Source organism: Actinokineospora sp. UTMC 2448, assembly GCF_024760565.1.
GTDB lineage: Bacteria > Actinomycetota > Actinomycetes > Mycobacteriales > Pseudonocardiaceae > Actinokineospora > Actinokineospora fastidiosa.
In genome coordinates this window covers 1,476,218-1,489,823 of the sequence record NZ_CP031087.1, presented here as the reverse complement: position 1 = coordinate 1,489,823, position 13,606 = coordinate 1,476,218, and the positions used below count along the sequence as shown (strand labels likewise).

The 13,606-nt window shown below is 73.2% G+C and carries 11 protein-coding genes and 1 riboswitch; of the genes, 3 read left to right on the top strand and 8 right to left on the bottom strand.

The window, feature by feature from the left end:
• Positions 1-110 precede the first annotated feature (110 nt).
• Positions 111-1,085 carry a DNA polymerase III subunit delta gene (gene holA, locus Actkin_RS07005; RefSeq protein WP_189212102.1) on the bottom strand — a complete coding sequence of 325 codons (975 nt, stop codon included), beginning with the start codon at positions 1,083-1,085 and terminating at the stop codon, positions 111-113.
• Between the two features lie 139 nt (positions 1,086-1,224).
• A riboswitch (SAM riboswitch) is annotated at positions 1,225-1,354 on the top strand.
• An 11-nt stretch (positions 1,355-1,365) separates the two neighbouring features.
• On the opposite strand from holA, the gene thrC reads away from it, so the two are divergent.
• Positions 1,366-2,619, top strand: coding sequence for a threonine synthase (gene thrC / locus Actkin_RS07000; RefSeq protein ID WP_258906426.1), 1,254 nt, complete (start codon positions 1,366-1,368; stop codon positions 2,617-2,619).
• A gap of 338 nt (positions 2,620-2,957) precedes the next feature.
• Here the strand turns inward: thrC and Actkin_RS06995 are convergent, their stop codons facing one another.
• The 7 genes from Actkin_RS06995 to nadD all read right to left on the bottom strand — a co-directional run bounded on the left by Actkin_RS06995 (position 2,958) and on the right by nadD (position 10,762).
• A complete protein-coding gene (locus Actkin_RS06995) occupies positions 2,958-5,273 on the bottom strand; it encodes a ComEC/Rec2 family competence protein (RefSeq protein ID WP_258906425.1) in 2,316 nt (771 codons plus the stop codon).
• A gap of 1,023 nt (positions 5,274-6,296) precedes the next feature.
• Entirely contained in the window at positions 6,297-7,481 is a 1,185-nt protein-coding gene (locus Actkin_RS06990) for a ComEA family DNA-binding protein (protein ID WP_258906424.1), read from the bottom strand.
• Positions 7,482-7,544: 63 nt separating this feature from the next.
• On the bottom strand, positions 7,545-8,393 hold the full coding sequence (locus tag Actkin_RS06985; RefSeq protein ID WP_258906423.1) for a DegV family protein: 849 nt from the start codon (positions 8,391-8,393) through the stop codon (positions 7,545-7,547).
• Between the two features lie 25 nt (positions 8,394-8,418).
• Positions 8,419-9,123 (bottom strand): diglucosylglycerate octanoyltransferase, encoded by a 705-nt coding sequence (gene octT, locus Actkin_RS06980; protein WP_258906422.1) that lies wholly within the window; start codon positions 9,121-9,123, stop codon positions 8,419-8,421.
• Positions 9,120-9,734 carry a histidine phosphatase family protein gene (locus tag Actkin_RS06975; RefSeq protein ID WP_189212107.1) on the bottom strand — a complete coding sequence of 205 codons (615 nt, stop codon included), beginning with the start codon at positions 9,732-9,734 and terminating at the stop codon, positions 9,120-9,122. Before Actkin_RS06975 ends, octT begins: the two co-directional genes overlap by 4 nt.
• Complete coding sequence (rsfS, locus tag Actkin_RS06970; protein ID WP_189212108.1) at positions 9,731-10,117, bottom strand: ribosome silencing factor; 387 nt, start codon at positions 10,115-10,117, stop codon at positions 9,731-9,733. The genes Actkin_RS06975 and rsfS overlap by 4 nt, the downstream gene beginning before the upstream one ends.
• Positions 10,118-10,168: 51 nt before the next feature.
• A complete protein-coding gene (nadD, locus tag Actkin_RS06965; protein WP_189212109.1) occupies positions 10,169-10,762 on the bottom strand; it encodes a nicotinate-nucleotide adenylyltransferase in 594 nt (197 codons plus the stop codon).
• A 97-nt stretch (positions 10,763-10,859) separates the two neighbouring features.
• On the opposite strand from nadD, the gene Actkin_RS06960 reads away from it, so the two are divergent.
• Entirely contained in the window at positions 10,860-11,543 is a 684-nt protein-coding gene (locus tag Actkin_RS06960; RefSeq protein ID WP_189212110.1) for a nitroreductase family protein, read from the top strand.
• A gap of 15 nt (positions 11,544-11,558) precedes the next feature.
• Positions 11,559-13,598, top strand: coding sequence for a RecQ family ATP-dependent DNA helicase (locus tag Actkin_RS06955; protein WP_258906420.1), 2,040 nt, complete (start codon positions 11,559-11,561; stop codon positions 13,596-13,598).
• Positions 13,599-13,606: the final 8 nt, after the last annotated feature.

The window sequence follows — 13,606 nt, the reverse complement described above, 5'->3', positions numbered from 1 at the left end:
GTGATCACGCCTATCCGAGCCCACTTCCCGACTGCGGCACAAGGCATCCGGGCGAACTTGTCACCGTCTTCATCCCGCGGCCGCCGCCGATGCGAACGACCGCACAAGCCTCACAGGCCGCGGGCGCGGGCCAGCCGGAGGACGGCGCGCTCCAGCGCGTAGTCGGCGTCCACGGCCGCGCCCTTGACGTCGGCGTTGACCTCCGCAGCGATCTGCATGGCCGTCACCAGGCCCTCGGCGCGCCAGCCGCGCGACTGGGCGACGGCCTTCTTGACCTTCCACGGCGGCATGCCGAGCTGCTGGGCCAGCCGGAACGGGTCGGCGCGCCCGGCGCCTGCGACCCGGGCGATCGTGCGGACGGCGTCGGCCAGCGCGTCGGCGACCAGGACGTGGGCGACGCCCAGCTGCAGGGCCCAGCGCAGCGCCTCCAGCGCGCCCCCGACGTCGCCGGTGACGGCCTTCTCCGCGACGGCGAAGCCGGTGACGTCGGCGCGGCCGCGGTGGTAGCGGCGCACGGCCTCCTCGGTGACCGTCCCGCCGGTGTCGGCGACCAGCTGGGCCGCCGCGGCGGCCAGCTCGCGCAGGTCCGAGCCGACCGAGTCGATCAGGGCGGCGACGGCCGCGCCGTCGACGCGCCCGCCCGCCCCGCGGACCTCCTCGCGGACGAAGGCCTCGCGCTCGGCTGGCTTGGTGATCTTCGCGCACTCGGTGACGACCGCTCCGAGCTTGCGCAATGCGGCGACGAGGTCCTTGCCCGCCTTGCGGCCGCCGCCGTTGTGGGCGACGACGAGGACGATGCCCTCCGCGGGCGCCTTGGCGTAGCTCGCGACGGCGGCGGCGATGTCCTGGGTGATCTCCTGCGCGGCGTCGAGCACCACGACGCGCCCCTCGGCGAACAGCGACGGCGAGACGAGTTCGGCCAGCTCGGGGGGTGTGAGGTCGGCCACCCGCACCCGGGTCAGGTCGGCGGCCGGGTCGGCCAGCCGGGCGGCGTCGAGCGCGGCGCGGACGGCGCGCTCGACCAGCAGTTCCTCCTCGCCCAGCACGAGCTGCAAGGGGGCGGGGGCGGCCGCGGGGGACTTCACACCGGCATCCTGCCATGCCACGCCGACACCGGCGGGTAGCGCAAGGGCTCTCGCATGATGGACATCCTGTTGGTCACCCGGCCCCTGGTTGTCGTAGCGTGTCGGGCGAGGCCCGAACCGGGCCCGTACAACTGAATACCGCTCATCCAGAGGGGCAGAGGGAACGGCCCGAAGAAGCCCCGGCAACCGGCGTGAGTGTCACCTCCATGTGCGAGGGCGGCCACGACCACGGTGCCAATTCCGACCCGCGGACGCGGGAGAGATGAGGAGATACCTCGCGATGACTGCTGTGGACATCACGCCCGCCCTCGACCTCGGTCCCGCGCGCGCCCTCTCGTGCCGCGAGTGCGGTCACCAGATCCCCCTCGCCCCGGAATTCGCCTGTGCTGAGTGTTTCGGCCCCCTCGAGGTGGCCTACGACTTCGGCTCGGTCACCCGGGCCGACATCGAGGCGGGCCCCAAGTCGATCTGGCGCTACCGCCGCCTGCTGCCCGTCCCGCCGGACGTGGAGTCCCACCCCAACACCGACCCCGGCTTCACCCGGCTGGTGAAGGCCGACCGCCTCGCCGCCGCCCTGGGCGTCAAGTCGCTGTGGGTCAAGGACGACACCGGCAACCCGACCCACTCGTTCAAGGACCGGGTCGTCGCCGTCGCCCTCGCCGCGGCCCGCAAGCTCGGCTTCAAGGTGCTCGCCTGCCCGTCCACGGGCAACCTGGCCAACGCCGTGGCCGCCGCGGCCGCCCGCGCGGGCTGGGATTCGGTTGTGCTGATCCCCTCCTCTCTCGAACGCGCCAAGATCCTCACCTCCGCGGTGTACGACGGCTCGCTGATCGCCGTCGACGGCAACTACGACGACGTCAACCGCCTGGCCACCGAGCTCGCCGCGGAGAACGAGGACTGGGCGTTCGTCAACGTCAACGTGCGCCCGTACTACGCGGAGGGCTCGAAGACCCTCGGCTACGAGGTCGCCGAGCAGCTCGGCTGGCGCCTGCCCGGCCAGGTGGTCATCCCGGTCGCCTCCGGCTCCCAGCTCACCAAGGTGGACAAGGCCTTCCGCGAGCTGGCCACCCTCGGCCTGGTCGAGGACACCCCGTACCGCGTCTTCGGCGCGCAGGCCACCGGCTGCTCGCCGGTGTCGGCGGCGTACAAGGCCGACCAGGACGTCGTCGTCCCGGTGAAGCCCAACACCATCGCCCGCTCGCTGGCCATCGGCGCCCCCGCCGACGGCCCCTACGTCCTCGACACCGTCCGCCGCACAGGTGGCGCGGTGGAGGACGTCACGGACGAGGAGGTCGTCGAGGGCATCCGCCTGCTGGCCAGGACCGAGGGCATCTTCGCCGAGACCGCGGGCGGCGTCACCGTCGCCACGGCGAAGAAGCTCATCGAGACCGGCCAGCTCGACCCGGACGCGGACACGGTGCTGCTCATCACCGGGGACGGCCTCAAGACCCTCGACGCGGTCGAGAACCACATCGGCCCCAAGGCCGTCGTCCCCCCGAACACCGCAGCCGTCCGCGCCGCCCTGGACAGCTGAGTCCACACCGGACTCCCAAGACGACCCCCTGGGCCCCGGCTCAGGGCGGCTCTCCGGACACCGCTTCTCAGGGCTGCCCTCTGGGCACCGCTCTGAGGGCGGCCCTGGACACCACCTCTCAGAGCGGCCTCTGAGCACCAGCCCTCTGGACACCGCCCTCGGGGCGGCCCCCTGAACACCGCCTCCCAGGGCGGCTCCTGGCACCAGCCCACCGGCCAGCACCCCGGGCACCGCCTCTCAGGGCGGCTCCTGGCACCAGCCCACCGGCCAGCACCCTGGGCACCAGCCTCAGGGCCGCCCCCGGGCACCAGCCCACGGCGACACCCTGGGCGCCAGCCTCAGGGCGGTCCCCTGGACACCAGGACGGGCCCGGGCAGCACGGCGACGTCTCCCCCGGCGTCGGTGCGCGCGGTGCGCGCGCCGATCCGGGCGAGCGCGGCGAGCGTGCCCGGGTTCGGGTGGCCGTAGCGGTTGCGCGCCCCGACGCTGACCACCGCCAGCCTCGGCCGGACGGCGGCCATGAACGCCGGGTCGCTGAACCGGCTGCCGTGGTGCGGCACCTTCACCACCTCGGCGGCCAGGTCGGCCCCGGACGCCACCAGGTCGGCCTGGGCGGTGAGCTCGATGTCGCCGGTCAGCAGGACCCGGCCAGCGCCCGTGCGGGCGAGCAGGACGAGCGAGGCGTTGTTGATCGCGCTGCCGTCGGCGTCCTCCGTTTCGGCATCCCCTCCTTTCGGGTGTAGTACGTCGATGGTCAGTCCGGGCCAGGCGAGCCTGCGCCCGGCGGTCAGCTCCACCACGGGCGTGCCCTCGGCGGTGTCGCGCACGCGGTCCCACGCCCAGTCGGGCTGTCTGCCTGGCCCGACCACGACCGCGCCGGGCGGCCACCGGTCCAGCACGGCGGGCAGGCCGCCGATGTGGTCGGCGTGCAGGTGGCTGAGCACGACCGCGGCCACCCGCGTGACGTCGAGCCGGTCGAGGCACTCGACGAGCGGTCCGGGCTCGGGCCCGGTGTCGACCACCACGACCGTCCCCGGCTCGGCCGTGGCGAGCACCGCGCCGTCGCCCTGCCCGACGTCGCAGAACACAGCGGCCCACCCATCCGGCGGCCATCCCGGCAACACCACCCGCACCGGGATGACCACCAGCAGCGCGCCGACGAGCCCCAACGCCACCAACGCCCGCGTCCTGGGCAGGCGGACCGCCAAGACGAGCACGCAGGCGGCCGCAGCCGCTGCCAACCCGCCCCACCAGCCGTCCGGCCACGGCACGGCCGCACCCGGCACCGCCGCGGCGTGGTCGGCGACGGCAATCAGCCACTCCGTCTCCGGCCCGGCGACCGCGACCAGGACCTCGGCCGCGCCCGACCACACCGGCGCCACGAGCGCAGCGACCACGCCCAACACCGTCGCGGGCGCGACGACCGGCGCGGCCACCAGGTTGGCCACCACCGCGACCAGGCTCACCTGACCGCTCATCCCCGCCACCACGGGCGCGGTAACCAAGTGCGCGGCCGCCGGGACGGCCAGCGCCTCGGCGATGCCCGGCGGCACCCGCCTCCGCTGCAACGCCACCGCCCACCGCGGCGCGATCAGCACCAAGCCGGTGGTGGCGAGCACGGACAGGACGAACCCGAAGGACACCGCCATCGCGGGGTCGACCGCGACGAGGCCCACCACCGCCACCGCGAGCGCGGGCAGCGTCGACTTCTCCCGGCCGAGCGCCAGCGCCAGCAGCCCGATGACCCCCATGACGGCGGCCCGCAGCACGCTCGGCTCCGGCCCGGCCAACACGACGAACCCGACCATCGCCGCCGCGGCGCCACCCGACGCCGTCCACGGACCCGCCCGCAGGAGGCGGAGCAGGAACAGGGCGAAGAAGCCGACGATCGCGAGATTCGCCCCGCTGACGGCAAGCAGATGCGTCATGCCCGCGGTGTCGAAGTCCGCGCGGACGCCCGGCGGGAGCCCGTCGGTGTCGCCGACGACCAGGGCGGGCAGCAACCCCGCCGCCTCCGGCCCTAGCACCGCCGCCGCCGTCTCCCGCAACCCGGCCCGAAGCCCACCCGCGATGCGCTGCGCGGCGCCGGGTTCGTCCACATCGGAGGGAGGGCCGCGCACGTTCACCGTGGCCACCGTCAGATCGCCGGACGGAGCCGGAGCCAACCGCGCCTGCGCGGTCGCCTGCTGCCCCGGGAGGAGCCGCCCCCACCGCTCAGCCGGGGCGAAGACGACGACCACCCCGCCACTGGGTACGGCGGGAGTGGGGACGGCACGCGCGGCGATGACCACGCTGCGGACCCCCGCTGGCGTACCGGCGTATCCAGCGGACCGGATAGGCCGAGGCCGCTCGGCCACCTCGATGCGGATGACGACGTCGACCTCGGCGGCCGCCATGGCTCGAAGCGGATCCCCGCCCGCGCCCCGGACGCGCTCGGCGACGGGAACGACGGCAAGCACCCCGGCCGCCAACAACGGCCACGCCGCATGGACCCCGCCGCCCCGCCCCCGCGCGATGACCGTCGCCGCCACCCCCACAGCCACCACCCCGACCGCCGCCGCGGCCGCCCAGTGGACGAGGAGCCCGAGAAACGCCGCCCCCCAAACGACCCCGGCGGCAGGGACGAGCCGCCAGTCGTGGCTGGCCGGGACCATGGCAATTCCTCCTTGAGCCGGGCAGCACCCTGGCGCTGCCCGAGAGCCGAGCGACAACAAACCCCAGGCGGGGCAAACGGACTGACGAACCGACAGGGAACGCCGGTGCAGGGCGGGGAGAGAAGCGGACACCAGGAGATCGATGGGGAGGAGCTCGGCGGGGAGGAGATGGACGCGGCCGGGCGTCGGTCCGCTGGAAGCGGCGGAACCAACCGAAGCTTCGACCGGGCGGTGCGGGGTGTCGTGCCATGACCAGCTACCGGGTTAGCGGCCGCCGAGTCGGCGGCGGGATCAGCGGCCGCTGGGTCGGCTGCGGGATCGGGGGTGCCTAGCGGGTTGGCGACCGCTGGTTCGGTTGCGGAATCAAAGACTCCTGACAGGTTGGCGGCCGCCGGGTCGGCTGCGGAATCAAGGGCTCCTAGCAGGTTGGCGGCCGCTGGGTCGACTGCCGGATCGGGAGTGCCTAGCACGTTGGCGGCCGCCGGGTCGGCTACGGATAGGAGGGTGCCCGGCGGGCTGGCGGCCGACGGGTCGGCTGCGAGGTCAGGGACTTCTGGTGGGTTGGGGACCCCAGCCGGGTTGGGGCTGGCATCGGCAGGCGGTTGCGGCGCAGCGGGCAGGAACAGCGGGGCCGCGTGGAGCGCGCAGCAGGGATGGGTGCAGGTTGGAGTGGTGAGCGCGCAAGGGATGCACGCTTGCGCTGCACTGCAGGGGCCAGAGTGCCGGTGGGTTGAGAGTGCGGAGGCGCGCCCGTGCGAGCGGTGACCAGGCGAGGCGGGACGGTCTCGCGTGGTTGCCTGGTGAACGCATGGGTCCGGACGGAGGGCTGCTCGGGACATGAGTGACCAATCTGGACGTGGACGACGAGGGTGAATGATGCGGGGCTGGGACCGGGCAACTCAGGAGTTGTGGCGGGCCGATGGATGGCCACGCACCGCTCACGGGGCTGGGTGCGCAGCAGACAGCGGGCCGCTCGAAGCGATGGATCGTCGGCGAGGCGGCCTGTGTGGCCGGGGTGTTGGGTCAGCTGACCGTGACTAGGTCTTTGAGTTTGTCGTAGCGGGCTGGGCCGATTCCTTCGATCTGGCGGAGTTGGCTGATCTCGGTGAAGCCGCCGTGGGCGTTGCGGTACTCGACTATGCGTTGGGCAGTGACGATTCCTACGCCGGGCAGGGCGTCCAGTTGGTAGACCTGGGCTGTGTTGAGGTTGGTGAGCGGTGGTTTGGCCGGGTCGGCGACGGCGGGCGGGGTGACGCCGACGTGGATCTGCTCGCCGTCGATGAGGCGGCGGGCGAGGTTGAGGGCGCTGGTGTCGGTTCCGGGGAGGGGGCCGCCGCTGGCCGTGATGGCGTCGATGACCCGGGAGCCGGTGGGGAGTTCCCGGACGCCGGGCGACTTGACCTTGCCTTGGATGTCGACGGTGACGGCCGGTTTGGGTTGGTCTACGGACAGGGCGGCGGTCGGGGGTGCCGCCGCTGGTGCTTCCGGGGTGCTGGGCAGTGCGATCAGGCCCGCGAGGAGGGCCCCTACCGCCACGGCGATGACGGCGGCGGCACGGGACAGGCGACGGCGACGACGCTGGGGTGGTTCGGGGTCGAGGACGGAATCAGGGTCGAGGTCGTCGGGATCGAGGTCCGGGTCGGTGGGGGCGGGGTCGATCGGCTGGTAGCGGTCGGTCCTGGTGGGTGCCTGGCGCGCGGGAGTCCGGCGGCTTGGGGATGGGGTGGACTCGGGGAGGTCTGGCTTACCTGCGTGGGAAGACAGGCTGGCCGACACGGCCAAGACCTCACTCCGTGCCGAGGGTTGGTCAGACGACAGGCTGTCGGAGGCATGGCGGGAGGGACCCTGAGCCGCGCGAAGTGCCGAAGGCGCGTCAGCCGACAGGTTGTCGGAGGCACGGCGGAAGGAACCCGAAGCCGCGCGAAGTGTCGACGATTCGTCAGTCGACAGGTTGGCGGGGGTGCGTCGGAGTGAGTTCAGGGTGGTGCGGAGGGGTTGGTGGGTGTGGGGTGGGTGGTCGGGGTCTTCGGTTGGGTAGGCGGGGAGGGTGCCGGTGAAGGCGCCTGAGGGTTTGGTCCAGCGGTTGAAGAAGCGGGTCATGGGGTGCTGTTGGTCCGCATAGGACGGTAGGGAGCCGTTGTCCCAGGGGCGGTCGATGGCGCGGCTGAGGCGGGCGAGGGCTTCGTCCACAGAGGCTTTCGTCTTCATGCCATCGACGGTAGGAGCCGCGCTCACCCCGCGGCCACCCCCGCCCCGCCGCCTGTGGATAACTCAGGTGCAGATCGCGATGCCCAGGACTCCTGGACCGGTGTGGGCGCCGATGACCGCGCCTACCTCGCTGACGAAACAGCCCGCTGATGCCGGGAGGCGTTCGTCCACTCGGGCCGCCAGGTCGGCCGCTCGTTCTGGTGCCCCCAGGTGGTGCACGGCCATGCGGACCTCGCCCGAGGGGAGTTCGGCGACGGCCGCCGAGGCCAGGTCGACCAGGCGGGACAGGGCTCGGGTTGTCGTGCGGACCTTCTCAAGGGGCTGGATGCGGCCGTCTGCCACGTGGAGGACCGGCTTGACCGACAGGGCCGTGCCGAAGAGGGCGGCCGCCGCGCCTATCCGGCCGCCTCGGCGGAGGTACTCCAAGGTCTCCACGACGAACAGGCAGCGGGTGCGGGCCGCCGCGGCCACCGCGGCGGCCTCGACCTCCGCGCCGGTGCCTCCCGCCGCGGCCACCGAGGCCGCGCGGAGGGCCGCGAAGCCCAGGCCCATCGCGATGGTCCGGGAGTCGACCACGTGGATGCGCGTCGGGTCGACCTCGTCGGCCGCCAGGCGGGCTGACTCCCACGTGCCGGACAGGTCCCGCGAGAGGTGCACCGAGACCACACCCTCGTACCCCGACGCCAGGAGGGCGCGGTAGCGGACGGCGAAGGCCTCCGGGTTCGGGCGGGACGTCGTGACCGTGCGGTGGTCGCGGAGGGCTCGGGCCAGTTCGTCCGGGCCGATGTCGACGCCGTCCCGGCCGGACTCGTCGTCGATGTGGACGGTCAGGGGGACCACGTGGACGGCGTGCCGGTCGGCGAACCCCTCGGGGAGGTACGCGGTCGAGTCGGTGACTACGGCGAACGGCACGGTGCGTGAGCCTAACCGGCGGCCGTCAGTCGAGCAGCGGGCCGATCAGCTCGGCGAACGCCTTGCCGACCTGCTCGTGCGCCTGCCAACCCCAGTGGATGCCGTCGGGATTGCCCTGCCCGCTCAGCACGTGGTCGCCCACGATGTCGGCCAGGTCCAGCAGCGGCACCCCGTTCGACGCCGCCCACGATGTGATCGTGCGCACAGCAGGCGCCCGACCATGGTGGACCCCCGCGTACCCCTCCGACCGGTGCACGGACGGCAACACGGCGACAGCGGGCAGCGACGGGCGCAAAGCCCGGATCGCGCCCAGCGTCCGGTCCAGGTACCGCACCGACAGCGCGGGCGGCAGCGCCACGCGCCGGGACACGCGGGACAGGTACGGCACCGACCGCAGGTACGCCGAGCGCACACACCGCCGGACGCGGTCGGAGTGCAGGTAGCGGATGCCCTCCCGCAGGTACGTCGGCACGGGCGACGGCAGCGTGTCCATGCCGCCCACGCCCAGGACCAGCACCGACGCCTTCGGCAGCACGGGCCATACGCGCGGGTCGCCGACCAGCGACCAGTACGCGTCGCGGGCGGTCCAGCCGAAGCCCGCGAACAGCTCCGCCGAGCCGCCGAGCGCGGCCGCGGCCAGGTTCGGCCAGAGCCGGGGATCGTCGGCGGGATGCGGCCCGTCCGGCCCGTGGAAGGCCAGCGAGTCGCCGAACACGAGCAGGGTGGTCACCCGGTGATGCCCGCGTTGTAGGCGATCAGCCGCCAGGCCATGCCGCTGGTCTCGCGGCGGGCGAGCACGGTCCAGTGGCAGTTGCCGATGCCCGCGAGCAGGGGCCAGCTCTCCAGCGGCAGGTTCAGCAGGTGCGCGGTCAGCGCGGTGATCAGGCCGCCGTGCGCGCACAGCAGGGCGGTCTCGGCGTCGCCGTCGTCGAGGTCGGCGACCACCTCGGCGGCCCGGGCGGCCACCTCGACGCGCGGCTCGCCGCCGGGCGGGGCCCAGGTCGGGTCGGTCTGCCAGATCTTGCGGGCGCCCGGGTACTCCGCGTCCACCTCGGTCAGGGTCTTGCCCTGCCACAGCCCCAGGTGGGTCTCGCGCAAACGCTTGTCAATGCGCAGGGGGACGCCGCTCGCGGAGCTGAACACGGTCGCGGTGTCGGTGGCGCGGCGCAGGTCGGAGGTGACGACGACGTCCGGGGCGAACCGCACCAGCGCGGGCACGGCGAAGCGGGCCTGGTTCCACCCGATCTCGGTCAGGTTGGAATCGATGTGGCCCTGCATGCGGCCCGTGGCGTTGTAGTCCGTCTCCCCGTGCCGCCACATCACGACCCTGCGCAGCGTCACGTGGCGTCGTCCTCCTCCGCGGGCGGACCGGCCTCGAACGGGACGCGCGGGCAGTCCTTCCACAGCCGCTCCAGGCTGTAGAACGAGCGCTCCTCGGCGTGCTGGATGTGCACGACGACGTCGACGAAGTCCAGCAGGACCCAGCGGCCCTCGCGGGCGCCCTCGCGGCGGACCGGCTTGGTCCCCGCGGCGCGCATCTTCTCCTCGACGTTGTCGACGATGGCCCCGACCTGCCGCTCGTTGGCCGCCGACGCGATGACGAAGCAGTCCGTGATGACGAGCTGGTCGGAGACGTCGAGCACGACCACCTCGGTCGCCTTCTTGTCGGCGGCCGCCGCCGCGGCGACGAGGGCCAACTCGCGGGCTTGCTCCGTGGCTGCCACGGCACTCCTTGGGGTATTCGCTGACACAACCCGTCGAGGGTACCCGCCGCCTCAGCGTTCGCCGACGTAGAGCCGCCGTTTGGAGATGTACTGCACGACGCCGTCGGGCACGAGGTACCAGACCGGCTCCCCCTTGGCGACCCGCTCCCGGCAGGCTGTGGACGAGATCGCCATGGCGGGCACCTCGACCAGGCTCACCGACCCGGTGGGCAGGTGCGTGTCCGCCAGGTCGTAGCCCGGACGGGTGACGCCGACGAAGTGGGCGAGGGTGAACAGCTCGGCCGCGTCGCGCCAGGACAGGATCTGGGCCAGCGCGTCGGCGCCGGTGATGAAGAACAGCTGCGCGTCCGGGTTGAGCCCGCGCAGGTCGCGCAGGGTGTCGACGGTGTAGGTGGCGCCCTCGCGGTCGATGTCGACCCGGCTGACGGAGAAGCGCGGGTTGGACGCGGTGGCCACGACCGTCATCAGGTAGCGGTCCTCGGCGGCGCTGACCCGGCGGTCGCCCTTCTGCCACGGGTGGCCGGTGGGCACGAACACGACCTCGTCGAGGTCGAAGCGCGCCTGCACCTCGCTGGCCGCGACGAGGTGCCCGTGGTGGATCGGGTCGAAGGTGCCGCCCATGATCCCGATACGGCGTTCCGCCATGGCGGTAACGGTACCCGCGCCCGTTCGGATCATGTCGCGTAGACCTATGACTACCTGGTATGAGGTACGGCCGCGGTTTGCTTGTAACACTCCTGCCATGGCTTGGGAACCGATCCACGATCAGCCCTACACGCCCGTTCCGTACAACCCGGTGCGGATGAGCGTGGAGGACTCGCTGCGCGCGTCCGCGGAACTGCGCGCCAAGATGGACCAGCGCCGCACAGTGCGCGCCTTCTCCACCGACCCGGTGCCGGAACAGGCGGTGCTCGACGCGATCGCCGTCGCCTCCACCGCGCCGTCGGGGGCCCATCAGCAGCCGTGGACGTTCGTGCTCGTGCAGGACCCCGAGGTGCGCGCGAAGATCCGCGAGGCCGCCGAGCGGGAGGAGCAGATCTCCTACGCAGGCCGCCTCGGCGAGGAGTGGCTCTCCGCGCTGCGCCCGCTGGGCACGGACCAGAACAAGCCGCACCTGACCGACGCGCCCTACCTGATCGTCGTCTTCGAGCAGCGGTACTACCTGGACGGCGACGAGCAGCACAAGCACTACTACGTCGACGAGTCGGTCGGGATCGCCGTCGGCATGCTGATCACCGCGCTGCACCTGGCGGGCCTCGCGGCGCTGACGCACACGCCCAGCCCGATGAAGTTCCTGTCCGAGGTGCTCAACCGCCCGCGCAACGAGAAGGCGTTCGCGGTGATCCCGGTGGGCTACCCCGCGCCGGACGCCACCGTGCCCGACCTCGTGCGCAAGGACCTGGAGCAGGTGCTCGTCCGCGTCTGAGGTATCAAGGGAGGCGTGGACGAGCAGGCACTGCGCGCATCGGCGGAACGCCGGCTGCGCGCCCTGGCCGGTGAGGGCGCCCGGCTGCGCGAGGACCAGTGGACCGCGATCCGGACGCTGGTCGCCGAGCGCGGCCGGGCGCTGGTCGTGCAGCGCACCGGGTGGGGCAAGTCGGCGGTGTACTTCGTGGCCACGGCCCTGCTGCGGGAGCTGGGCGAGGGCCCGACGGTGATCGTCTCGCCGCTGCTGGCGCTGATGCGCAACCAGGTGGCCGCCGCGGCGAAGGCGGGCGTGCACGCGGCGACGATCAACTCGGCGAACCCGGGCGAGTGGACCGCGGTGCAGGAGCAGGTGACCGCGGGCGAGGTCGATGTGCTGCTCGTCTCACCGGAACGGCTGAACAATCCCGATTTCCGGGACACGGTGCTGCCGTCGCTGACCGCGTCGGCCGGGATGCTGGTGGTCGACGAGGCGCACTGCATCTCCGACTGGGGGCACGACTTCCGGCCGGACTACCGGCGGCTGCGCACCCTGCTGGCCGACCTTCCCGCGGGCGTGCCCGTGCTGGCCACGACGGCGACCGCCAACGACCGGGTGGTGCGCGACGTCTCCGCGCAGCTGGGGTCGTCGTCGGTGCTGCGGGGGCCGTTGGACCGGGAGAGCCTGCACCTGGCGGTGCTGCGGCTGCCGACGGCGCAGGCGCGCCTGGCGTGGCTGGCGGAGAACCTGCCGCGGTTCACCGGATCGGGGATCATCTACACGCTCACGGTGGCCGCCGCCGAGGAGTTGGCGGGCTTCCTGCGCGACCGCGGTTTCCCCGTCGCCGCCTACACCGGGCGCACCGACCCCGAGGAGCGGCTGCGGGCCGAGGAGGACCTGCTGGCCAACCGGGTCAAGGCGCTGGTGGCGACCTCGGCGCTGGGCATGGGCTTCGACAAGCCCGACCTGGGCTTCGTGGTGCACGTGGGCGCCCCGCAGTCGCCGATCGCGTACTACCAGCAGATCGGGCGCGCGGGCCGTGGCGTCGAGCGGGCGGACGTGGTGCTGCTGCCCGGCGTCGAGGACAAGGACATCTGGTCGTACTTCGCCTCGCTGGCGTTCCCGCCCGAGCAGGTGGTGCGGCAGGTGCTGGACGCGTTGACGGACAAGCCGATCTCGACGCCCGCGCTGGAGCCGCTGGTCGAGCTGTCGCGCAACCGGCTGGAGATGGTGCTCAAGGTCCTCGACGTGGACGGGGCCGTGCGGCGGGTCCGGGGCGGCTGGACGGCGACGGGCCAGCCGTGGGAGTACGACGCCGCGCGGTACGGCCGCATCGCCGAGGCCCGCGACGCCGAGCAGCGGGCGATCCTGGAGTACCAGTCGACCGACGGCTGCCGCATGGAGTTCCTGCTGCGCACGCTGGACGACCCGCACGCCGCGCCGTGCGGACGCTGCGACAACTGCACCGGCCGCCGCTGGAGCGCGGAGGTGTCCGCCTCGGGCGTGGACGCCGCGCGCGAGCGGCTGCGCAGGCCGGGCGTGGAGATCCCGCCGAAGAAGCTGTGGCCCACGGGCATGTCCGCGCTGGGCGTGCCGCTGTCGGGGAAGATCAAGCGGCCGCTGGAGCCGGGACGGGCGCTGGGTCGGCTGACGGACATCGGGTGGGGCAACCGCCTGCGTGAACTGTTCGCCGGACCCGACGGCCCGGTGCCGGACGACGTCGTGGACGGGTGCGTGAAGGTGCTCGCCGCGTGGGACTGGGCGGCCCGGCCGGTGGGCGTGGTGACGGTGGCGTCCGGGTCGCGGCTGGCGCGGGACCTGGGCGAGCGGATCGCGGGCATCGGGCGGCTGCCGCTGCTGGGCGAGGTGTCCGTGGGCCACGGGGCGCGGGCCAACAGCGCGCAGCGGCTGGCGGGGCTGTGGGCCGGGCTGCGGTTCGACGGGACCGTCGCCGGTCCGGTCCTGCTGGTGGACGACCGGGTGGACACGGGGTGGACGATGACCGTGGCGGGCACGGCGCTGCTGGACGCGGGCGCGGAGGCGGTGCTGCCGTTCGCCCTGGCGACGACGACCTGACTGGGGAC

Excerpts from the sequence above, each read along its gene's own strand:
- Actkin_RS06990 (WP_258906424.1), bottom strand. The coding sequence starts at position 7,481 with ATGAAGACGAAAGCCTCTGTGGACGAAGCCCTCGCCCGCCTCAGCCGC.
- nadD (WP_189212109.1), bottom strand. The coding sequence starts at position 10,762 with ATGGCGGAACGCCGTATCGGGATCATGGGCGGCACCTTCGACCCGATC.
- Actkin_RS06960 (WP_189212110.1), top strand. The coding sequence starts at position 10,860 with ATGGCTTGGGAACCGATCCACGATCAGCCCTACACGCCCGTTCCGTAC.
- thrC (WP_258906426.1), top strand. The coding sequence starts at position 1,366 with ATGACTGCTGTGGACATCACGCCCGCCCTCGACCTCGGTCCCGCGCGC.
- Actkin_RS06995 (WP_258906425.1), bottom strand. The coding sequence starts at position 5,273 with ATGGTCCCGGCCAGCCACGACTGGCGGCTCGTCCCTGCCGCCGGGGTC.